This window comes from Chromatiaceae bacterium, assembly GCA_016714645.1.
In the GTDB taxonomy this organism is placed as follows: Bacteria; Pseudomonadota; Gammaproteobacteria; order Chromatiales; family Chromatiaceae; genus M0108.
Map to the genome: position 1 here is coordinate 1,383,252 of JADKCI010000001.1, position 21,306 is coordinate 1,404,557.

15 protein-coding genes are annotated in these 21,306 nt (G+C 64.7%); 5 read left to right on the forward strand and 10 right to left on the reverse strand.

Annotated features, from left to right (window positions below):
- Nucleotides 1-23: 23 nt before the first annotated feature.
- The 7 genes from IPN92_06410 to IPN92_06440 form a co-directional block, all read right to left on the reverse strand.
- On the reverse strand, nucleotides 24-2,561 hold the full coding sequence (locus tag IPN92_06410; protein ID MBK8637925.1) for a DEAD/DEAH box helicase family protein: 2,538 nt from the start codon (nucleotides 2,559-2,561) through the stop codon (nucleotides 24-26).
- 47 nt (nucleotides 2,562-2,608) lie between these two features.
- Nucleotides 2,609-3,799, reverse strand: a complete 1,191-nt coding sequence (gene corA, locus IPN92_06415) for a magnesium/cobalt transporter CorA (GenBank protein ID MBK8637926.1) — start codon at nucleotides 3,797-3,799, stop codon at nucleotides 2,609-2,611.
- 86 nt (nucleotides 3,800-3,885) lie between these two features.
- Nucleotides 3,886-4,257, reverse strand: a complete 372-nt coding sequence (locus IPN92_06420; GenBank protein MBK8637927.1) for a VOC family protein — start codon at nucleotides 4,255-4,257, stop codon at nucleotides 3,886-3,888.
- A gap of 404 nt (nucleotides 4,258-4,661) precedes the next feature.
- Nucleotides 4,662-5,225: a DUF924 domain-containing protein gene (locus tag IPN92_06425; protein ID MBK8637928.1), complete on the reverse strand. Its 564-nt coding sequence runs from the start codon at nucleotides 5,223-5,225 to the stop codon at nucleotides 4,662-4,664.
- A 155-nt stretch (nucleotides 5,226-5,380) separates the two neighbouring features.
- Complete coding sequence (locus IPN92_06430; protein ID MBK8637929.1) at nucleotides 5,381-6,586, reverse strand: ABC transporter permease; 1,206 nt, start codon at nucleotides 6,584-6,586, stop codon at nucleotides 5,381-5,383.
- Nucleotides 6,586-7,326 carry an ABC transporter ATP-binding protein gene (locus tag IPN92_06435; GenBank protein MBK8637930.1) on the reverse strand — a complete coding sequence of 247 codons (741 nt, stop codon included), beginning with the start codon at nucleotides 7,324-7,326 and terminating at the stop codon, nucleotides 6,586-6,588. The genes IPN92_06430 and IPN92_06435 overlap by 1 nt, the downstream gene beginning before the upstream one ends.
- Nucleotides 7,323-8,657, reverse strand: a complete 1,335-nt coding sequence (locus tag IPN92_06440) for an efflux RND transporter periplasmic adaptor subunit (GenBank protein MBK8637931.1) — start codon at nucleotides 8,655-8,657, stop codon at nucleotides 7,323-7,325. Before IPN92_06440 ends, IPN92_06435 begins: the two co-directional genes overlap by 4 nt.
- A gap of 259 nt (nucleotides 8,658-8,916) precedes the next feature.
- On the opposite strand from IPN92_06440, the gene IPN92_06445 reads away from it, so the two are divergent.
- Nucleotides 8,917-9,987 (forward strand): polysaccharide deacetylase family protein, encoded by a 1,071-nt coding sequence (locus IPN92_06445; GenBank protein ID MBK8637932.1) that lies wholly within the window; start codon nucleotides 8,917-8,919, stop codon nucleotides 9,985-9,987.
- 102 nt (nucleotides 9,988-10,089) lie between these two features.
- On the forward strand, nucleotides 10,090-10,563 hold the full coding sequence (locus tag IPN92_06450; GenBank protein ID MBK8637933.1) for a GNAT family N-acetyltransferase: 474 nt from the start codon (nucleotides 10,090-10,092) through the stop codon (nucleotides 10,561-10,563).
- A 10-nt stretch (nucleotides 10,564-10,573) separates the two neighbouring features.
- Here the strand turns inward: IPN92_06450 and IPN92_06455 are convergent, their stop codons facing one another.
- The gene (locus tag IPN92_06455; protein MBK8637934.1) at nucleotides 10,574-14,035 is read right to left on the reverse strand and encodes an acyl-[ACP]--phospholipid O-acyltransferase; all 3,462 of its coding nucleotides are present in this window, start codon (nucleotides 14,033-14,035) and stop codon (nucleotides 10,574-10,576) included.
- A 195-nt stretch (nucleotides 14,036-14,230) separates the two neighbouring features.
- On the opposite strand from IPN92_06455, the gene IPN92_06460 reads away from it, so the two are divergent.
- Both IPN92_06460 and IPN92_06465 read left to right on the forward strand, forming a co-directional pair.
- Nucleotides 14,231-14,440 (forward strand): hypothetical protein, encoded by a 210-nt coding sequence (locus tag IPN92_06460; GenBank protein ID MBK8637935.1) that lies wholly within the window; start codon nucleotides 14,231-14,233, stop codon nucleotides 14,438-14,440.
- A gap of 189 nt (nucleotides 14,441-14,629) precedes the next feature.
- Nucleotides 14,630-17,911 carry an efflux RND transporter permease subunit gene (locus IPN92_06465; GenBank protein MBK8637936.1) on the forward strand — a complete coding sequence of 1,094 codons (3,282 nt, stop codon included), beginning with the start codon at nucleotides 14,630-14,632 and terminating at the stop codon, nucleotides 17,909-17,911.
- 134 nt (nucleotides 17,912-18,045) lie between these two features.
- On the opposite strand, the gene IPN92_06470 is transcribed toward IPN92_06465, so the two are convergent.
- Nucleotides 18,046-18,201 (reverse strand): hypothetical protein, encoded by a 156-nt coding sequence (locus tag IPN92_06470; protein ID MBK8637937.1) that lies wholly within the window; start codon nucleotides 18,199-18,201, stop codon nucleotides 18,046-18,048.
- A gap of 144 nt (nucleotides 18,202-18,345) precedes the next feature.
- Nucleotides 18,346-19,626, reverse strand: coding sequence for a threonine/serine exporter family protein (locus IPN92_06475; protein ID MBK8637938.1), 1,281 nt, complete (start codon nucleotides 19,624-19,626; stop codon nucleotides 18,346-18,348).
- 290 nt (nucleotides 19,627-19,916) lie between these two features.
- Here IPN92_06475 and IPN92_06480 point away from each other — a divergent pair, with 290 nt between their 5' ends.
- On the forward strand, nucleotides 19,917-21,131 hold the full coding sequence (locus IPN92_06480; protein ID MBK8637939.1) for a hypothetical protein: 1,215 nt from the start codon (nucleotides 19,917-19,919) through the stop codon (nucleotides 21,129-21,131).
- The last annotated feature ends 175 nt before the right edge of the window (nucleotides 21,132-21,306 follow it).

Genomic DNA, 21,306 nt, shown 5'->3' on the forward strand with positions numbered 1-21,306 from the left:
AGCGCCGGCATGTCATGCATGGCTCAGGCGGCAAACTGGTTCAAGGGGACGTAGTCCTTGATGTATTCGGGGACGAGGGTGCGGTACCGCTGGGGCACGGCCCTGAAATCATGGGTGGTGAAGAAGGGGTTGGTCGCCAGATCGGTGAATTGCCGGCTGTCGATGATGTCACGCACCCGGTTACTGGTGGCGTAGGCCTTGAAGAAGGTCTTGATGGCCGGGATGGTGGCGGGCGGCTCGGGTATGCGGTCGGCGATGAACTTGGTGAACTCTTCTTCCAGCAACTCATCCTTGGACTTGAAGCGGGGGATGAGGCCGAAGACCTTCTCCAGGATTTCGCGCAGGGTCAGACGGCGGTCCACAGCGGCGGCTTTGCGCAGTTTGTCGAGGCTGTAGTACTCCTCGGGCTGGTCGAAGACCTCGCGGTTGACGTAGTCGATGACGCGGTCCCACTGCCCGGCTTCAACGGCGGCGGCGATGGTGTCATTGGCGCGGATTACGTCTTCAAACTGCTCGAAGAACATGCGGTCGATCTTCATGCCCTCGGCGGTAATCTGCTCGACACGCAGCGAAGCCAGGATGTCGGCGCCGAGGTGCTCGTAAGTGCCGCTCATCCCCGGGCCTGGGCCGCCCCCGCCGTCGCCGCCCTTGCCCTGGGGCGGCGGGAGCTTCAGCACCTCGTCGTAGTTGAAATCCTTTTCGAAGTATTCGCAGTTGGCGAAGAAGTCGAACAGCTTGAAGGCCGTTTTCAGGGGCTGTTGCACGCCTTCCTTGAGGGCGTCGTCGAACAGCAGCTCGCGGAAGTCGTGCTTGCGGGTGCCGCGACCCTTGATCTGAATGAAGTCGGTGGGCGAGAAGATCGGGCGGAAAAGACCAATGTTGAGGATGTCGGTACAGTCGTAGCCGGTGGTCATCATGCCGACCGTCACGCAGATACGCGCCTTGCTGGTCTTGTAGGTGGGAATGAAGTTGCCGGAGCCGAGCAGCTTGTTGTTGGCGAAGTTGATGGTGAACTGCTGGGCGTCGGGTATCCGGGAGGTGACCTGCACGGCGAAATCGGACTGGTATTTGCCGGGGTAGAGGCGGTCGGCCATCTGGTTGAGGATCTGGGTCAGCTTGGCGGCGTGGTCCTGGCTGACGGCGAAGATGATCGACTTGCCCATTTCGCCGCTAACCGGGTCACGGAGGGCGTTTTCCAGGAAGGTCTTGCACAAGAGCTGGTTGGTGGCTTGGGCGAAGAAGCGTTTCTCGAACTCGCGTTTCTTGAAGGTCTCCTGCTGGTCCTCGCCGGCGTCGTCGGTGAAGGCGACGACGAAGCCGTCTTCGGAAAGCAGTTCGGTGGTGATCTCGGTGCGGGCATCTACGACGATGGGGTTGACCAGGTAGCCTTCCCTGACGCCATCGAGCAGGGAGTAGCGGAAGGTCGGCTGGCTGTTCTCGCAGCCGAAGGTGCGGTAGGTGTCGAGCAGCAGGCGGCGCTCGGCCTCGCGCGGGTCGCGGGTGCCCGGCTGTGCGTGGTCGAACCGGCGCAGGTAATCGCGCGGCGTGGCGGTGAGGCCGAGTTTGTAGCCGATGAAGTGGTCGAACACGGCGCGGGCATTGCCACCAATAGAGCGATGCGCTTCGTCGGAGATGACGAGATCGAAATCCGTCGGCGAGAAGAGCTTCTGGTACTTGTTGTTGAAGAGCAGGGATTGCACGGTGGTGACGACATTCTCCGCGCGTCGCCAGTCGTCCCGGTTTTCCTTGTAGATCACGGTCTGGTAGTCGGCGGAGAGGACCGCGGCGAAGGCCTTCTTGGCCTGGTCCTCCAGTTCAAGGCGATCCACCAGGAAGAGGACGCGGCGCACATTGCCGGAACGGAGAAACAGCTTGATGACGGCGGCGGCGGTCAGGGTCTTGCCGGTGCCGGTGGCCATCTCGAACAGGAAGCGGTCCTTGCCTTCGCCGACCGCGGCCTGTAGGCGGTGGATGGCCTTGAGTTGATAGGGCCGGAGGAAGCGCAGCTTGTTGGTCTGGATGTATCCGGGTCGCTCCGCTGCGTTTCGCCACCCGGCTTCGGACTGGTAGTTCGGGCGCTGGGTGCGAACTATGTAGTCCTCGTCCACTTGCTCTTCGATCAGGCGTTGCGGATTAGGGGTGACCTTCCGGTAGCCGGTGACCGATTCGGGTGTCGGAAAGGCGGTAATGAGGTAGGGGCTGCCGCGTTCGAGATCCCAGAAATAGTGCAGGTTGCCGTTGGAGAGAATGACGAAGCGGCAGTTCTGGGACCTGGCGTATTTACGCGCCTGCTCTTTGCCGATGAGTGGATTTTTGTCCTCGGCTTTGGCTTCGAGGACGAGCAGCGGGAAGCCCTTGGCATCGAGCAAGAGAAAATCGACAAAGCCTGTCGTGCTCTTCTCGAAGTTGTGGCCGAGGGCGTCCAGATCGGTGGACTTGATCGTGACGCTGGGTTCGAGGCGAATGTTGGCGGGCGCGGCGCCGGCTTGGAAAAATCGCCAGCCCCCCGCTTCGAGCAGCTTGTTGATCTTGATGCGGGCGGTGGCTTCCTTATCGGACATTCGTCGTCACGCCATGGTACGCTGCTTCGATGGCTGATCCGCGCGGATCACAACCACCCGCCGCGCCGGAAGCGCCACAGCATGAAGCCGGCGATGCCCAGGCACACCACCCAGAAGACGGCATAGGTCCAGGGCCATTGGTTCTCGGGGATGTACATGTTCATCCCGTAGACCCCGGCTAGGAAGGTCAGGGGGATGAAGATGGTCCCGATGATGGTCAGCACCTTCATGATGTCGTTGGTGCGGTTGGAGATGATGGAGACATGGGTCTCCACCACCGTGGAGGCGATCTCGCGGTAGGTCTCAATCAGGTCGATGATCTGGATGCAGTGGTCGTAGACGTCGCGGAAGTAGGTCTGGGTGATCTGGGAGAGGCACTCGTGGGGCTCGCGCTGGAGTTGAGCGATAAGCTCGCGCATGGGCCAGGCGATGCGCCGGATCATGACCAGGTCGCGCTTGATCAAGTGGATGGCCTGGAGGCTTTGCCGGTGCGGCCGGGTCAGGACATCCTCCTCGGCGTCCTCCAGGTGGCTGGAGGTCTCGTCCAGGATGGGGAAGAAGCGGTCCACCAGGGCGTCGAGGATGGCGTAGAGCAGGAAGCTCACGTCGTTCTGGCGCAGCCGCGAGCGCTCGCTGTCACAGCGCCGCCGGACCTCTTCCATGGCGGAGCAGTGGCTCTCCTGGAAGCTTAGCAGCGTGGTGCGGCCGAGGAACAGGCTGGTTTGTTCCCCGCGCAGCTCGCCGTCCACCAGGCGCAGCCGCCGGGCTATGACGAACAGGCGCCCGGGGAGGTCGCCGGTGCCCGGATAGTCCTCGGCCTTGGGTCTGTGGTTCGGGTCCAGGGCGTCCTCGATGGCCAGTGGGTGCAACTGGTATTTTTCCGCCAGGGCGCGGATGGTCCGGCGGTCCTGGAGTCCCTCCACATGGATCCAGCGTACCTTGGACCAGGCCGGTCGGTGCACGGCCAGAAAGGCGGCGATGTCGGCGACCTCCTGGACCTGGATCTGGTCGGGGCAGTAGTCGGTGCAGATGATGCGCGCCGGCGGCAGGCCGGGGGTCTGGACCAGCTCGTGGTATTCGATGCCGGCCGCGGACCCAGGGGCGGTCTGCCCGGACCTGGGCATGGCCGGGGGCGGGGTGGCCTCGCGGCGGCGGCGGGCCTGAGTGCCGCGCAAGCTCTTGGGGTGGATCCCGTGCCGTTGGGGTTTGGTGGTCCCGAGGCTTGCGGTGTCGGTCATGTCCGGTCTCCAGGTACACACACAGAACAGGACGCCACTATCCGATTTTCCAAAAATCCAAGGCAGTCAAGGGGTGGGCCTTGGCATCATTGCATCGAATGAAGGCCAATCATATTTCCCTCTGTATCGTAAACGAGGGAAATAAACCCATACTGGCCTATCGAAAATTTGTCCTTGAAGATCTGACCACCATTTTCCTTGGCCCGTTCGGCCTCAAGGGCGCAGTCAGCGCAAGTGAAATAAACCAAGGTGCTGTTGCCACCCGATGGGCAGCCTTCCATCCTTACGAGTGCACCCATGGCACCGGGCCCATCCTCTTGCATTGGAAAAGCCCACATTTCAAGGTCAGGACTTTCTAGCTGTTCAAATTGAATTGCGAACACGCATTCGTAGAAGGCTTTAGCGCGCTCCATGTTTTGGACATAGATTTCAAACCAACCAACTGGATTGCTTTTCATGATTTTTCCTCGAGAAATAATGGTGATGGGGGGCTAACGACTGGCCTAAAGGGGCCCCGCCTGGCACGGCCCCGCGTACCAGAGAAAAGGGTTGTGGCGGTTGCGCTTTTCGCCGAGGAGAGTACCCCTGTGAACGCCACCGAACAAGCCCGTTTTGACACCCTGGGCCAACGGTCATGGGCGAGAGGCTCAAGCACCATCCGAAGGTGGCGGAGCATGAGCGGCACTGCCACATTAAACTCAGCCTAGGCCCGATCTGGGCGTGGCTTCCGACCCCTGGGTCAGTTGGCACCGCCAAGGGTAGAAATGAAGAAGACCCTAGCTTCCAGATCCCAGCCGGCCCATCCCCCGTCAACCGACCCGGGGTCGGCCAGAATCATGATCACACAGACCCGTATGAGGCCTCACCCGCGAAATGCCTCCGGGGAGGCTAGATAGGCGACTTCCTCGGCCGTATTGGCGCGCCCCAGGATGGCATTGCGATGCGGAAAGCGGCCGAAGCGCTGGATCAGCCCCTGATGATGGCGGGCGAAGCCCAAGGACTGTTCCAGGCCCGGCTGCTGGAACAGGCGCACCGAGCGCTCCTGATCCGCCAGGGCTTCGCTGTGCATGAAGGGCATATAAAGAAACGTCTGCTGCTCGGGCGGGAGGGCTTGATCCAGCCCGCGGTCGATAGCTCGCTCCGCGACCCCCCGGGCCGCCGTCTCGGTGGCAAAGGCCTCCGGCTGACCCCGGAACATGTTGAGCGGGAACTGATCCAGCACAATCACCAGGGCCAAGGCCCCTTCGGGCGTGATCTCCCAATCCGCCCGTTCGCCCGCCGCCGCTGCCTGGTAGGTGGCCAGGAAGCGCTCGCGCAAGGCCTGGTCAAACTCCGTCGTCGCCGCGAACCAGAGCGGCCGGACGGTAGCGGCGAACCAGAAGGTCACGACCTCGGAGGGGAGGGCGACAGTTGTGGTCGATGTCATCGGGGCTTCTCCTGTGCAAGGTTGAGTGATCATTCCGGTTGAGAAGACCCCGGGACAGGGGCGCTCTTAAGTCTAATCGGTATTGTCGCCTGCATGAGGCGGGATGCGTGACGCCAGGGAAGGGGCGCCCGGGCACGCGGGCAGGGCGCTGGCGCCTACTCCCGCCGCAAGGCCTCGATGGGATCGAGCCGGGCGGCGCGGCGGGCGGGGAAGTAGCCGAAGATGATGCCGACGGCGGCGGAGAAGAGGAAGGCCGTGAGGACGATGCCGCCGTTGAAGATGAAGGGGACCATGAGCAGGTCGGCGAGGGCGAGGGAGGACCCCAGCGCGAGGATGATGCCGAGGATGCCCCCCAGGGACGACAGGACGACGGCCTCGACCAGAAATTGCATCAGCACCTCCCGTTCCAGGGCACCGATGGCCAGGCGGATGCCGATCTCCCGGGTGCGCTCGGTGACGGAGACCAGCATGATGTTCATGATGCCGATGCCACCCACCAGCAGGCTGACGGCGGCCACGGCGCTGAGCAGGGTGGTGAGGACCTGGGTGGTCCCCGTCAGCATCTTGGTGAGTTCCTTCATGTCGTTGACGCCGAAGTTGTCCTGCTCCGTGGCGTCAATCTTGCGGCGCTCGCGCAGGAGGCGCTCCATGTCGGCCTTGGCCCGCTCGGTGGACTCGCCATCCTTGATCGAGACCTGGATCAGGGTCACGTCCTGATTGCCGGCGATGCGCCGCTGGAAGGCGCGCAGGGGCATGAGGATGAGATCGTCCTGGTCCCGGCCCATGCTGCTCTGGCCCTTGGCGGTGAGCAAACCAATGATTTTGCAGGAGATCGTCTTGATGCGCAGGCTCTCGCCGATGGGGTCCTGCTCGCCGAAGAGTTCCTTGCCGACCGTAGCCCCAATCAGGCACAGCGCCTGGCCCGCGCGCAGTTCGCCCTCGGTGAAGAGGCGCCCCCGTTCCAGAGGCCAGTTACGGACATCCAGATAGCGGTTGTCGGTGCCGGTGACGGAGGTGGACCAACTGTTGTTGCCGGCGATGGCGGTGGCGGTCTGGCTGGCGGAGGGCGCCAGGACGCGAATACTGGGGATGTCGCGCTGGAGGGCGATGGCATCCTCGATCTTGAAGGGCGGGACGCCGATGCCGGACCCGGGCCCCATGCTCTGGCCCATGCGAATCATGAGCAGATTGCTGCCCATGGACTCGATCTGGGACGAGACCGCGCGGGTGGCGCCGCCTCCCAGTGTGACCATGATGATGACCGCCGCCACGCCGATGACCACCCCCAGGATGGTCAGGATGGAGCGCAGGACGTTGCGACGGATCTCCCGCAGGGCGAGGAGCAGGGCATTCCAGAGCATCAGGCGGTCTCCTCTTGATGAGCCCCGGTGCCGAGGCCGTCGTCGGTCACCTGACCATCGCGAAAATGGATGACCCGGTGGGCGTAGGCGGCCATGTCTGACTCATGGGTGACCATGAGGATAGTGATGCCCCGATCCCGGTTGAGCCAGGTCAGCAGGTCCATGATCTCGTGACTGCGGGCGCTGTCGAGGTTGCCGGTGGGCTCGTCCGCCAGCAGCAGGCTGGGCTGGGTGACGATGGCGCGGGCGATGGCGACGCGCTGCTGTTGGCCACCGGATAGTTCGCCGGGGGTGTGGGTCTCCCAGCCGGTGAGGCCAACCAGGGCTAGGGCCGCCGCCGCCTGGGTGTGGCGCTGGCCGCTGGGGATGCGGCGATAGATGAGGGGTAGCTCCACGTTTTCCAGGGCCGAGGTGCGATTGAGGAGATTAAAGCCCTGGAAGACGAAGCCCAGGTAGTTGCGCCGCAGCCGGGCGCGCTGGTCCCGACTCAGGGTCTCGACGCCCACGTCGCGAAAACGGTAGGAGCCGGCGCTGGGGGTGTCCAGACAGCCCAGGATGTTCATGGCGGTGGACTTGCCCGAGCCGCTCGGGCCCATGACCGCGACAAACTCCCCTTCCCGGATCTGGAGATCCACGGCGTCCAGGGCGCGCACGGCGGCGGTGCCGGCACCGTACACCTTGGACACCTGGCGGAATTCGAGCAGGAGTGGGGCGGACGCGGGTGCCGCGGCCTGGGTCATGGCTTGGCCCCCGTCCGCTCCAGGTCCACCAGCACCTCGGTTCCCGGCGCCAGTGTCCCGTCCAGGATCTCCGTCAGGGTGCCATCGGTGGCCCCACTTTTGACCGCCACCGCCGTCGGGACCCCCTCCTTCAATATCCAGACCTGGAAGCCCTTGCCGGTGGTGGCGTCCTTGCTCCCGCCGCGCCGGCTGGAGGAGGAGCGGTTGGGCAGCAGCATCCCGACCAGGCCGCGACTATCCTCCTTGGTGGCCTTGGGCGCGGGTGGGGTGAAGCGCAGGGCCCCGTTGGGCACCAGCACCGCGTCCTTGACCTCGCGGGCTATGATCTCGGCGGTGGCGGTCATGCCGGGGCGCAGGGAGAGGTCCTGGTTGTCCAGGGACAGGAGGGCGGCATAGGTCACCACCCCATTGATGGTCTCCGGGGCGTAGCGTACCTGGGTGATGGTCGCCGGAAAGCGGCGGTTGGGATAGGCATCCACGGTGAACTCCGCCTTCAGGCCGGCCTCGATCTGGCCCACGTCGGCCTCGTCCACGGCGACATTCAGCTCCATCTGGGTCAGGTCCTCGGCCAGGGTGAAGAGCACCGGGGTCTGGAGGGAGGCGGCGACGGTCTGGCCCGGTTCGACCTGGCGCTTGAGCACGGTGCCGTCGATGGGGGAGCGGATCTCGGACTTCTCCAGGGTGCGGTTGTCGGCGTCGAGTTGGGCCTGGGCCTGCTCGACCTTGGCCTGGGCCACCGCCAGGGCGGCCTCGGCGCGACCTGCCGCGGCTATGGCGGTGTCGAGCTCCTCGGGGGAGGAGAGGCGCTTGGCGATCATGTCGCGGACGCGCCCCAGCTTGCTCGCGGTCTCGGTGACGGTGACCTGGGCCTCGGTAACGCTGGCCCGGGCCAGCAGCAGGGCGGCCTGGGATTGGCGTTGCTTGGCCTGGAAGGTATCGGGGTCGAGGCGGGCCAGGACCTGGCCCTGGGTGACGCGGTCGTTGAAGTCCACCCTGACCTGGTCGATGGTGCCCGAGACCTCGGTACCCACGTCCACCTGGGTGACCGGCTGCAATTGCCCGGTGGCGGTGACCTTGACCGTCAGGTCGCCCCGTTCGACCGGCGTGGTTTTGAAGCGCGGGCCCTCCGGGGTGGCGCTCGGGAGCAGGACCCAGGCGGCCGCCGCTAGCGCCAGCAGCCCGAGTGCCGCCAGTCCATATCCGGCCCAGCGTCGGCGGGGGGGATCGGCCAGGCCGATGCGGGCGGCCAGCGCGTCCGGGGTCTGGTCCGGGGGCGTATCCGGTGGCGGTGGGTAATCCTGGCCGGTTACGCGGGGTGGGTCAGGGGTCATGATGAGCGGCTGCCTCCTGGGGGTGGGCCGGATGGGAAGGGGTCGGGCGTGGTGGTCGCGTCGACCGGCTATGTTAGCCGTTAATTTCGGTTGGAGTGGGCCCCGTCGTGACCGTGGCGGCCTGGAATGTCCGCGACGCGGTGGCCGGCTATACTGGACCTCATCCGCTCGGCTCGGACTCCATGATCGGGCCCTTAGAGATGGGAGGCCGGTCCACCAGCATTTCCCCAGGCATCCAGAAGTCCATCAGGTAAGCCTCATGCAGATCCTCCTAATTCCCACCCCTCTGTTTCGTTCTCAAGGGTTGAGGGTCATGCGCGGCGGGTGCCTGCTCCTTGCCCTGGCGGGTCTTCCGGGGTGGGCCTTGCCGGCCGAGACCCCGCTACTGGTGACCCCCGCGAGTTCTCCAGGTCGGTTGGCCGATGAGGCGCCCCCTGCCGGGCCGATCCCGGAGTCCCGGGCCGGGAGAGAAGAGGCCCTAGACGGCGCCGATCCCGCGGCGATTCTCCAAGCCTGTTGGACCCCGGCCCAACTCGCCGGTTCGCCTCGGGACAGGATTATCCAGCGGGGCCTGAAGCACGACCCTGCCCCACCTCCGGACTGGGCCATCCGTGCCGCCGAAACCGCCCTGCCACCTTTGTCCGCCGGGCTGCGCGGCTCCATCCGGTCGGTGGAGCCCGCGGACCCCCAGGCGCATCTGGTGGCGCTGACCTTTGATCTCTGCGAGCAGGCCAACGAGCGCGCCGGCTATGACGCCGAGTTGGTGGCGACCTTGCGCGAGCAAGGGGTCAAGGCGACCTTCTTCGCCAGCGGCAAGTGGCTGCGCACACACCCGGAGCAGGCCATGCAACTCATGGCCGACCCCCGGTTCGAGATCGGTAACCACGCCTGGACCCATGCCAACCTGCGCGTCGTGTCCGGCCCCGAGGCGCGTGACCAGATACTCTGGACCCAGGCCCAGTACCAGGTGCTGCGTCGGGAACTGGCCGAGCGTTCCTGCGCCCGGGCGGCCGGGCCCGCGGCCCTGGAGCGGATTCCGGAGTGGCCGGCGGTCCTCCGCTTTCCCTATGGCACCTGCAACCTGGACGCACTGGAGACCACCGCCGGACTCCGGGCTTGCCGCCATCCAGTGGTCCGTGGTCACCGGGGACCCCGCCAAGGGCCAGAGCGCCCAGGCCATTGCCCAGGCGGTCCTCGCCGGGGTCAAACGCCACCGCGGGGCTATCGTCGTCGCCCACGCCAACGGGCGCGGCTGGAACACCGCCCGCTCCTTGTCCCTCTTCATCCCGGAATTGCGGCGGCGGGGTTATCGTTTCGTGACCCTGAGTGAACTGCTGGCCGCCGGTCGCCCGGTCACCGTCGAGGCCTGTTACGAGGAGCGACCCGGCGACAACCGCCGCTATGATGTCCTGTTCGGGCGGGGCACCGGGAAATGAGGGACGGGCCCCTGGAGTTTCACCCCCTGGCGGCGCTGGAGCCGGGATTGGCCGCGGTGATCGGCGAGACCCTGGCGGTCATGGACCCCTGGAAGACCCTGGGTTATGGCGCCGAGGCCCTGGCCCGTGGGCTTGAGTCACCCCATCCGGAGGTGACCCGCTACCTCGCGATGCGCAGTGGCGAGCCACAGGGGCTGGTGGTGGTGCGCTATCCCTGGCTGCGCGGGGCCTATATCGAGCTGTTCGCCGTGCTCCCCGCGGCCCAGGGCCGGGGGATCGGTCGCGCGGCCCTGGCTTTCATCGAGTCGCGCTATCGCGGGCGTACCGCCAACCTCTGGCTGCTGGTCTCGGGCTTCAACGCCGGCGCCCGGCGTTTCTACGAGCAGCACGGCTTTCACCCGATTGGCGTCATCGCGGACTTGGTGATGGCCGGGCAGGACGAGGTCTTGATGCGTAAGGTCATCCGGTAAAGAAGGGCCTTCAGACCCGCTCGCTGGCCAGGCGCTTGACCCCGCCGAAATCGGTCTTACCGCTGCCGAGCTTGGGGATGGCGTCCACCCGGCGCACCTCGGCGGGGATGCTCAGGGGGTTGACGCCAGCGGTCAGCAGGGACCGGCGTAGGGCCTCGGTGTCCAGGTCCGCCGCCGCCACCAGCAGCAGAATCTGTTCTCCCTTACGCTCGTCGGGAATGTTGACCGCTGCAAGTTCCAGTTCCGGTTCGGCCAGGACCCGACGGACCTGTTCCTCCACCGCCCCCAGGCTGATCATCTCGCCGCCGACCTTGGCGAAGCGCGAGTAGCGGTCCACGATGGTCAGGAAGCCGTCCGCGTCCAGGTGGCCCTTGTCACCCGTTTTGTACCAGCGCATGCCATCCAACTCGACCACCGCCGCCGCGGTCTTCTCCGGGTCCTGGAGATAGCCCTTCATGACCTGGACCCCGCCGATGAGGATGAGGCCGTCCTCGCCCGGGTTCAGGGTCGCCAGGGTGACCGGGTCCACGATGCGGAAGCTGGTGCCGGGCAGGGGCAAGCCCACGGTGCCGGGGCGGGAACCGGTCTGAATCTTCCAGTTATCCGTATCCAGGGTGTCCGGGACATTGACGCTGGCCACCGGCGTGGTCTCGGTGGCCCCATAACCCTCGTAGAGGGTCTTTTGGAATTTGAGCATGAAGGCCTCGCGCACGTCCGGGGCCAGGCGCTCGGCCCCCGCCACCACCAGCCGCAGGGAGTCCAGCATGAGGGGGTGGACCTTGCGGTTTTTGGTGTAGAGGCGCAGGAAGGTGGAGGTGCCGAACAGCACCGTGGCGCGGTAGCGGGCGATGGCCTTGGCGCTGCCGAAGGCGTCGGTCGGGTCTGGGTGGCAGACCAGGGGGATGCCCTCCACCAGGGGCAGGAAGGTGGTGACGGTGAGGCCGAAGGCGTGGAAGGGCGGCAGATTGGCCATGAAGATATCGTTGGCGCGGGTATTGAGCAGGTCCGAGATCTGGCGAATGTTGGCCATGATGTTGCGATGGGTCAGCTCCACGCCCTTGGGGGCGCCCTCGCTGCCGCTGGAGAAGAGGATGGCGGCGGTGTCCTCCGGTCGGGTGCGGCGCCCAAAGAGGGTGAAGAGGGCGCCGGCCGGGAGCAGGGAGGCCAGGATGAGGGTCCCCAGGGAGGCGACCTTGCCGATGTCCGCCCGCAGGGCCTCCATGGGGTGCAGGCTGACCTCGCCCAGGGTGGCGTCGAGGTGGATGCCACGGGCAGCAAGCCGGGTCAGGAAGCGGTCCGCCGTGATGACGTGACGGATGCCAGCGCTGGCGAGGGCGGCGCGCAGGGACTCGGGGCTGGAGGTGTAGTTGAGGTTCACCACCTGCTTGCCGGCCATGAGTCCCGCCAGGTTGGCGATGGCGCAGGCGCCGCTGGCGGGGAGCAGGATGCCGAGGGCGGGCTCCGGGGCCAGGCGCCGGATGCGCCGGGTGAAGAGCAGGACGGCGGCGATCAGCCGCCGATTGGTCAGGTGGGCGCCGCTCGATTCGATCAGGGTCACCTGGCCCGGGGTGCGTTTGGCGGTGCGCAGCCAGCTTACCGGCAGGGTGGGCAAGCCCCGGACATAGTCCTCCCAGGTCGTGACGGACAACTCGAAGACCGCCTGTTTGACCTGCTCGGCACTGGACGCCAGGGGCAGAGGTGCCCCGAAGGCGACCACCACTGCCCTTAACCGGCCCTCCTCGCGGCTGCGGCGGAGGGTGGCGGTGGCGTAGGAAAACCAGGTGCCCCACAAGCCACGCAGGTAAAAGGGCACCAGGACCGCGTCGGTCCCCGCCGCGACCTGGCGCGCCGAGAGCTCGAAGCCGCGCTTGAACTCGGAGACCTGGCCGTTCTTGCTGATGGTCCCCTCGGGGAAGATGCACACCACCTCGCCCGCCTCTAGCAACCGGGCCAGAGTGGCGATGGCATGGCGGCTGCTGCCGCGGGAGATGGGGACCACCTCGAAGAAGTCCAGGAACCGCTTCAGGTACCAGCGCTCATAGATCTCCCGCTCCATGACGAACCGCACCGGGCGCGGGCAGGCCATCTGCACCAGGGCCCAGTCCAGCCAACTGATATGGTTGCCGAGCAGCATGACCCCACCCTGGGCCGGCAGGTTATCCAGGCCGAGGACCTTGAGCCGGAAGCGGGTGGCCACCAGGTGCCGAATGAGGAAACGGACCAGGGACTGGGGGAGTTGGTAGAGGGTGTAGATGGCCCCGATCAGGGCCACCAGGGCGAGGCCGAGGATGAGGGTGACGTCGCCGATCTCGACGTAGGCGGCGGCGACGGTGATGCCCAGGAAGGCCAGCATCCAGATGTTCTGAATGAAGTTATTGGCGGCCAACACCCGGCCCAGGCCCTGCTCGCCAGCGTTAAACTGGATCAGGGCGTTGAGGGGCACCAGGAAGAAGCCGCCCAGGACGCCGATCATGAAGAAATTGACGGCGTGGGCCCAGGAGGACTGGAGGCCGGGGACCAGGAAGAGGGCGATGGCGATGCCAATGGCCCCCACCGGGATCAGGGCCGTCTCGATGTAGTCGCGCGAGACCTTGCCGGCGACGATGGAGCCCAGGATGATGCCGAGACCGGAGCAGGCCAGCAGGCCCTGAATGACCACGGTGTTGGTCTCCCCCAAGGTCTCCTTGGCGAAGGCCGGGAAGACCGCCAGGATCACCTGGGAGATGGACCAAAAGACGCTGAGGCCGATGATGGAGAGCCAGATCACGCGGTTGCCGTAGGCGGCCTGGAGGTTGTCCCGCAGGTAGCGGCCGCGCCGGTACTGGCCCCAATCGAAGGTGATCTTGTCCACGGCGTGCTTTTGGGGCAGGCGGTAGGAGAGGACCGCCTCGGCCAGGGAGGCCAGGACCAGCAGCCAACCCAGGGGGGCGATCAGGTGCATCACCTCTCCCGGCGTGGAATAGGTCATGCCACTCAGGTAATGCTCGAAGAGCACCGAGAAAAAGAAGATACCGAAGAGGATGGCGGTGGTGGTCGTGGCCTGGACCCAGCCGTTGGCCGTCGCCAGGGTCTCCTTGCCCACCAGTTCCTTGATGTAGCCGTACTTGGCCGGGGAATAGATGGCGCTCTGCGCGGCGAGCAGGAAGGTCATGGCAAAGGCGTGCCAGAACCAGCCTAGGTAGTAGCAGGCGGTGATGCCCAGGCTGATGACCACCGCCGCCCAGGCCGAGACGCGCATCACCTTGGGCTTGGAAAAGCGGTCGGCGAGGAAACCCGAGGGTGAAAACAAGAGGACGAAGGGCAGCAGGATCAGGGCATTGACGATGGCGGTCAGCAGGATCTGGGCATCGCCGTCGTAGGTTTTGAAGAGGGTGTTCTGGATGATGATCTTGTGGCCCAGGTCCACGAAGGCGTTGAGGAACATCATCCCGATGAAGGACAGAAAACCGCCGATGCGAAACAGATGCCTCATGGATTCAAGCTCCTCATTGCGCAAGTTAAATGGTTTTTATTAGCGGTGAACAAAGGCTCGCCGCGTGGCATCATAAAAGGCGTTAAGTCGATGCATTAACCAATGCAAAGAGCCCTCGTGCAATGGGTATCCTACGCAACCCCGCCGGCGAGTTTCAAAGCTTATTTCCCGCCACCGCGGCGGCCATGGAGCGTCATGCTGGAGGCTTTCAAATGGGTCAACATGATCATCGGTAATGTGAAAAATACCATCCATGGCACCTATCACGCGATGCAGGCAAAACACCTGCCTGGAATTCTGTTATCGGTTCAACCGGCGCCTTGCGCTCAAGGTGATGCTACCACGCCTGGGCTTTGCCGCCGTACGCACACCGCCGATGCCTCGGCGCCTCCTCGGCAAAGCTGAGCCATGGAGGTAATCAGGTTTAAGAAATCTCAGCTATTCTTTACTCTTTAGCGTTGCCGATCCCGGCGGTCCGGCGGGGATTGGCGTGGTAGTCTGGTCCCGTGCGCTCAGCCAGGCGGTACTCCCGCCATCCAGCGCGACGCCGGGGGTTGCCATCCTGCTCCAAGGTTGCAAAGAGGCCCATCTCCCATGAGACGCAAGGCGAAGTACTGTGTTCGTCGCTTCGGTGCCATCCGCAACATCCTCGCGTTTTTCATCGAGTCGCCCCTGACGCCGCTGATTCTGGGGGCCTCGCTGTTACTCGGCGCCTTGGCCATCCTCCTCCTCCCGCGGGAGGAGGAGCCGCAGATCGTGGTGCCGATGATCGACATCTTCGTGCAGATGCCCGGCGTCTCTGCCCAGGAGGTGGAGCAGCGCCTCACCAAGCCGCTGGAAAAGCTGATTTGGGAGTTGCCCGGGGTGGAGTATCTCTATTCCACCTCGAGCCCCGGCGGTGCCCTGACCGTGGTGCGCTTTCTGGTGGGCTGGAACGAGGAGCGGGCCATTGTCGAGGTCAATCAGAAGCTCGCGGCCAACCTTGACCTGATCCCCCCCGGCGCCAGTCCGCCCTTGGTCAAGCCCCGGCGCATTGACGATGTGCCGATCCTGGCGCTGACCCTGCACGGGGATGGCGTCGACGCCCTGGCCCTGCGGCAAATCGCCGCGGCCCTGAACGATGAGGTCAAGCAGGTCCAGGACGTTGCCGAGACGACCCTCATCGGGGGCCTGCGCCGGCAGGTGCGGGTCGAGTTGGATACCACGCGGCTGATCGCCTATGGCATCGATCCCAACGAGGTGGTGGCCAAGCTGGAGGCGGCCAATCGCCAGTCGCGGGCCGGCAGCCTGCCGACCCCGGGGGGCGAGGTCCTGGTGGAGACCGGGGGCTTCCTCGCGGATGCGGGCCAGGTGGGGGCCGTGGTGGTGGGGGCCTACCAGGGCCAACTCGTCTATCTCCGCGACCTGGCGCAGGTCCTGGATGGGCCGGAGGAACCCACCAACTATGTCCTGTTCGGGAGTGGCCCGAGGCAGGAAGGCGCCGACCCCGCCGGGTCCGAGTTCGGGGTCACGCGGTCGGCAGTGACCCTGGCGATCGCCAAGCGACCTGGGACCAACGCGATCGAGGTAAGTAACCGGGTGCTGGAGAAGGTGGCCCTGCTCCAGGGTCACATCATCCCAGCGGGGGTGGAGGTTACCGTGACCCGGAACTACGGTCGCACCGCTACTGACAAGTCCAACGAACTCCTGCTCCATATGGGCCTGGCCGTGGTGGGGGTCAGCATCCTGGTGGGCATGGTGCTCGGGGTCCGGGAGGCCTTCGTGGTGGCTATCGCCATCCCCATGACCTTGGCCCTGACCCTGGCCACCTTCTACCTCCTGGGTTTCACCCTCAACCGAGTCACCCTGTTCGCCCTGATCTTCTCCATCGGCATCCTGGTGGACGATCCGATTGTCGACGTGGAGAACATCGTGCGCCACTTCCGGCTGTTCGAAAACCGGGGACGGCCCCTGAGCGAGGTGGTGATCGACGCGGTCAACGAGGTCCGCAGCCCGCTGATCCTGGCCACCCTGACGGTGATTGCGGCGGTGCTGCCCATGGCTTTCGTGCAGGGGCTGATGGGCCCCTACATGCGCCCCATTCCGATCGGGGCGACGGCCGCCATGCTGTTCTCCATGGCGGTCTCCTTTGTCGTGACCCCCTGGGCGGCCAATCGGATGCTGGGCAAGCTCGCCCTGCATCGCGGCCCGGAGTTGACCGCGGAGGACTGGACCACCCGCCTCTATCGGCGGGTCATGGGTCCCCTGATTGAAGTCCGCTGGCGGGGCCTGGCCTTCCTGTTCGGGATCACGGTCGCCCTGCTGGCGGCCTGTTGGCTGGTCTGGGCCGGGGCGGTTAAGGTCAAGATGCTGCCCTTCGATAACAAGAGCGAACTGCAGCTCATCGTCGACATGGACGAGGGCACCACCTTGGAGCAGACCACCCAGGTGGCCCAGGAACTGGCTGCGGTGGTGCGCCAGGAGCCGGAGGTGACCGACTACCAGATCTACGCGGGCACGGCCGCGCCCTACAACTTCAACGGCCTGGTACGTCACTACTTCCTGCGCCGGGGGCCCAACCTGGCCGACATTCAGGTCAATTTTGTCCCGAAGGATGAGCGCCAGGCCCAGAGTCATGAGATTGCCAAACGCCTGCGCGAGCGCATCCAGCCGATCGTGGAGCGCCACCGGGCGCGGGTCAAGGTGGCGGAGGTGCCGCCTGGTCCGCCGGTGCTCCAGACCCTGGTGGCGGAGGTCTATGGGCCAGACTACGGCCAGCAGATCGCCAACGCTCTCCAAATCCGGGCGCTCCTGGAACAGACGCCCGGGGTGGTGGACGTGGACTGGTACATGGAGGAAGCCCAGCCGCTATTAATCTTCCGCTTCGATCAGGAAAAGGCCGCCCGCAACGGAATCAGCGCCAGCCAGGTAGAGCGGTTGGTGACCATCGCCGAGGCCGGGGTGGAGACGGGACTACTGCATGTCCCCGGAGAGCGGGAGGACGTGCCGATCCGGGTGCGCCTGCCCCTGGAGCAGCGGGCCGAGATCTCCCAACTGTTGCCGATCCCTCTGCGCACCCCGGATGGGGGTCAGGTGCCGCTGGGTGAGTTGGTCCGGCTGGAGCGGACGACCGGCGAGCACAGCCGCTACCGCAAGAACCTGCTCCCGGTGGTCTATGTCACGGCGGACGTGGCGGGGGATGTGGAGAGCCCGGTCTATGCGATTATGGACCTGGGCCGAGCGATCGAGGCACTGACGCCGGTCGGGTCCGTGCCGGACGAGCACCTGACCGTCTGGAGTACCCGCCAGCCCTTCTCGACCCTGACCCCGTCCGTCAAGTGGGACGGCGAGTGGCACATTACCTACGAGGTCTTCCGCGACCTGGGGGCCGCCTTCGTGGTGGTCCTGATCCTGATCTATATCCTCATCGTTGGCTGGTTCCGCTCCCTTCGCACGCCGTTCATCGTGATGGCGGCGATCCCCTTTTCGCTGGTCGGCATACTCCCCGCCCATTGGGCCATGGGGGCCTTTTTTACCGCGACCTCCATGATCGGGTTTATGGCCGGGGCCGGCATCGTGGTGCGCAACTCCATCATCCTGGTGGACTTCATCAAGCTGCGCAACAAACAGGGGATGCCGCTGGTGCAGGCGGTGGTGGACGCGGGGGCGGTGCGTTTCCGCCCCATGATGCTGACCGCGGCTGCGGTGGTGGTCGGCGGCAGCGTTATCCTGTTTGATCCGATTTTTCAGGGTCTGGCTATCTCACTGATGGCGGGCGAGATCGCCTCGCTGCTGCTCTCGCGCATGGCGGTCCCGATCATCTACTACCAGGCCATGCGTGATCGCCCCCCGGTCGTGGTCGGCGAGGCGACAGTGGCCCCGACCACGCCTGCGTAACCGGGCCGAAAACGTAGCGCGTAGCGCGTAGGGTGCAATAGCCCTGGAGCTTGTGCATCAGGCTCTGGGTGCCCAAGCGTCCGCGCAACAAGTCCCTTTCCTTGCCTTCACGTTGACAGTGGCCCTGGTCGTCTCTAGTTCCCCTGGGAAGGGAAGGCGAGGGGCAGCAGGATCAGGGCAAGGACGATGGCGGTCAGCAGGATCCGAGTATCGCCGTCGTAGGTCTTGAAGAGGGTGTTCTGGATGATGATCTTGTGGCCTAGGTCCACGAAGGCCTTGAGGAACATCATCCCGATGAAGGACAGAAAACTGCCGATGCGAAACAGATGCCTTATGGATTCAAGCTCCTCAATCCGCTAGTTAAATGGTTTGAACCCCAGGACCTGATCGCCGGGATTGCCCCTATTCCCCGGGAGATACCGGCGGGTCCCAACCTAGACCCGCGGGCTCCGGCCCCCGATCAAAAATACCGGGAGAATCACACCAAATACCAGGGCGCTGACCGTGAAGGCCGTCTTCAGCAGGGTCTGCAGGGTATGCACAGCCATTTCCGGCGGTACCGCGCTGGGGGGCAATTGCGTGAACAAAAATAAATGGTTCAATCCATCGATCGCCAAAAACCCCGGAACCATCGGCAGCACGCAAATCAAGGCGAAGACTGCCGCCGGGAAGTGGCCGCGACGCGAGATCAGCGACATGAGCAGGGACACCGCCGCCGCGCCCAAAAATGCCGCCACCGCCATGTCCATGCCGCCAAAAGCCATGAGCTCCGTGCGCAGACCGCGCGCCAGAATCGCGCCCAGACCCAGCAGGGGGATGAAGCGGCCGGGGACATTAAACAGGAGACCCAGGCCCGTGGCCGCCAGGCCAGCAAAGAGCGCATCCGCGAGCCGGACGAGCCAATAGCCTATTTCTGGTGCCGTTTCAACCTGCAAGGCGTCGAAAAACACCAGGAGGGGGACGCTCGCGGCCAGAGTGAGGATCACGATCATCATGGCGGCAAAGGCTAACCGGCCCCACGCCACCGTGTTGTGGTTACGCAGAATATCAAAGCCCGCATTGATGAGGGGAAAACCGGGGATTTGTGGTAGCAGTATGGCGATGATCGCCACCAGGCCGGTGCCGGTGCCCAACAGGCTCGCCAGCAATCCGGATAAGAGGACACCGGTCAGACCGGCGAGAAACACGCTCATGTAGAGATTATGGCCGCGCCCCAGCAGGCTGGATTTGACGAGGCTCAAGAGCATCGCCGCCGGAAATATCGCCGCGCTGGCCGTGGCGTCGGCGCCGTTGATAACGCCAAAGGCGCAGGCGATCAGGCCTACCAGAATATGCAGGCCCCAACCTCTAAGCCCTGAATGCAAATTGGAAATTTCATCCAGATGTTGCTTGATCGCCACAACCGTTGGACGCTCGACATCTAGATTACGAATTAATTTGCTGACCTCAATGAGCACCTCGATGTTGAATACAACAAAGGTGTTCCGCCTTTCCACGCGCGTGTGATAGTGCTGGCCGCTAATGTCGGTGATCACCAGGCCGTCGTAATCAATCATGACCTGCAGATCATCGCCGCCCAGATAGTTTTTCATGGCGCCGATGCTGTCGATGACCCGCTGGACCGTCGCGCCATTTAAGAACAGCAATTTGCCAAGTTGCAAATAAATATGGATGAACCGATGCGGCTTGTAGCGGACGGGAGTGGTATTGAGCATCGCATCAAGTATCCAAGAGGGGGTACCTGGGGGGCGCCGGACGCCATCGAGACAAGGGCTTGGGGCTGGACAGTTACCCGTGGCGCCGATCCTGGCAGCGGAGTATAGGGCAAGGCCAGCGCCCGGTGCCGACTTTGGCGTGGGCAGAGGGCCGGAAAGGCTGGGCCCGGGCATTCGCGCACCAGGGCCCTATCCTTGCCTGGACGTTGACACGGGCGCTAGTGGTCTATAGCTTCCCCGAGAAGGGCGAGTCCTAGCTCATTAGCTGTGTAACCCTTTGAGGATCCATCATGAGTGTCCACAAGTGGCAGTTTGCCTCCCGTTTCCGCCGTCACGCCTTCGGTTGGCGGTCCGGCACACCCGTGCAGCGCATCAAGGAGGCCATCGCGGAGATCAAGCAGGTCGCCCGCACGGAGCCGGTGCTGGCGGCCGAGGGGGGCATCAGCCTGTTGGAAAAACTCTCGCCAGCCTTGGTGCATGTCGACAGCTCCTCGGGCGCCTTGGGTTCCGCCGTCGACAAGGCCATCACCATCCTAGTGCCGATCATCGCCAAAGCGGATGTCGAGCCGCAACTACGGCAACGCTGGCTGGAGCGCTTATGGCGAGCGCTGCAGGACGACGAAATGCCCTACATCGAACTGTTGGGCGACTACTGGGGCGAGCTGTGCGTGACGCCAGCGCTGGCATCGGATTGGGCCGATGCGTTTCTGCCGCTCGCCGAGCAGGCCTGGAGCCCCGCGGCGCCCGAGCACGAATTCTTCAAGGGCACCAGTGCCTGCCTGGCCTGCCTGTATGCGGCGGGTCGCGATCAGGAAGTGCTGGTGTTGCTCGACACAGCGCCATTCAAGTGGTGGCACTACCGGCGCTGGGGGGTGAAATCCCTGGTGGCCTTGGGCAAGAAAGCCGAGGCGATCCAATACGCAGAGGATTCGCGCGGCCTCAATGATCGGGGCTGGCAGATCAGCCAGGCCTGCGAAGCCATTCTCTTGTCATCCGGCTCGTTCGAGGAGGCCTACCGCCGCTATGCGCTGGAAGCCAATCAAGCCACGACCCACCTCGCGAGGTTTCGCTCCATTGCCGGGAAGTACCCCTACAAGACGCCAGAAGAGATCCTGCGCGACCTGATGGCCAGCACCCCTGGAGCCGAGGGCAAGTGGTTTGCCGCCGCCAAGGATGCGGGTCTATTTGAGGTGGCGGCTGAGCTGGCGACCCGCAGCCCGACCGATCCGCGCACCTTGACCCGCGCCGCCCGTGATTTTGCCGGGAAGCAGCCGGACTTCGCGCTCGCCGCCGGCCTGGCCGCCCTGCGCTGGATCGCCCTCGGCCAGGGCTATGAAATCACCGGGGCTGATGTGCTTGATGCCTACGCGGCGGTGATGCAGGCGGCGGCCGGCGCAGGCGTATCGATCCAGGATGTCAAGGAGCAGATCCGGGAGATGATCGCCGGCGTTCAGCCCGGATGCTCACTGATGAGGACGGTCCTGGGCCCTCATTTATCGACCTGACCGGGACCTTTTTGGCCGGTTCGCCATGTAAGCTATTGGGCGGGAGAGCACGCACGCGTCGTAGATGACGGTGAAGTTCGAACGCTATCCGCGAGCTAAGTCCCATTTTTTCTTTCACGTTGACACTGGCCCTGGTGGTCTATAGTTTCCTTGAGAAGGGGAGCGAGGTGCAAAA

Excerpts from the sequence above, each read along its gene's own strand:
- IPN92_06435 (MBK8637930.1), bottom strand. The coding sequence starts at position 7,326 with ATGACCCAGGCCGCGGCACCCGCGTCCGCCCCACTCCTGCTCGAATTC.
- IPN92_06480 (MBK8637939.1), top strand. The coding sequence starts at position 19,917 with ATGAGTGTCCACAAGTGGCAGTTTGCCTCCCGTTTCCGCCGTCACGCC.
- IPN92_06465 (MBK8637936.1), top strand. The coding sequence starts at position 14,630 with ATGAGACGCAAGGCGAAGTACTGTGTTCGTCGCTTCGGTGCCATCCGC.
- IPN92_06410 (MBK8637925.1), bottom strand. The coding sequence starts at position 2,561 with ATGTCCGATAAGGAAGCCACCGCCCGCATCAAGATCAACAAGCTGCTC.
- IPN92_06455 (MBK8637934.1), bottom strand. The coding sequence starts at position 14,035 with ATGAGGCATCTGTTTCGCATCGGCGGTTTTCTGTCCTTCATCGGGATG.
- IPN92_06475 (MBK8637938.1), bottom strand. The coding sequence starts at position 19,626 with ATGCTCAATACCACTCCCGTCCGCTACAAGCCGCATCGGTTCATCCAT.
- IPN92_06445 (MBK8637932.1), top strand. The coding sequence starts at position 8,917 with ATGCAGATCCTCCTAATTCCCACCCCTCTGTTTCGTTCTCAAGGGTTG.
- IPN92_06470 (MBK8637937.1), bottom strand. The coding sequence starts at position 18,201 with ATGATGTTCCTCAAGGCCTTCGTGGACCTAGGCCACAAGATCATCATC.
- IPN92_06460 (MBK8637935.1), top strand. The coding sequence starts at position 14,231 with ATGCTGGAGGCTTTCAAATGGGTCAACATGATCATCGGTAATGTGAAA.
- IPN92_06430 (MBK8637929.1), bottom strand. The coding sequence starts at position 6,586 with ATGCTCTGGAATGCCCTGCTCCTCGCCCTGCGGGAGATCCGTCGCAAC.
- IPN92_06450 (MBK8637933.1), top strand. The coding sequence starts at position 10,090 with ATGAGGGACGGGCCCCTGGAGTTTCACCCCCTGGCGGCGCTGGAGCCG.
- IPN92_06425 (MBK8637928.1), bottom strand. The coding sequence starts at position 5,225 with ATGACATCGACCACAACTGTCGCCCTCCCCTCCGAGGTCGTGACCTTC.
- IPN92_06440 (MBK8637931.1), bottom strand. The coding sequence starts at position 8,657 with ATGACCCCTGACCCACCCCGCGTAACCGGCCAGGATTACCCACCGCCA.
- corA (MBK8637926.1), bottom strand. The coding sequence starts at position 3,799 with ATGACCGACACCGCAAGCCTCGGGACCACCAAACCCCAACGGCACGGG.
- IPN92_06420 (MBK8637927.1), bottom strand. The coding sequence starts at position 4,257 with ATGAAAAGCAATCCAGTTGGTTGGTTTGAAATCTATGTCCAAAACATG.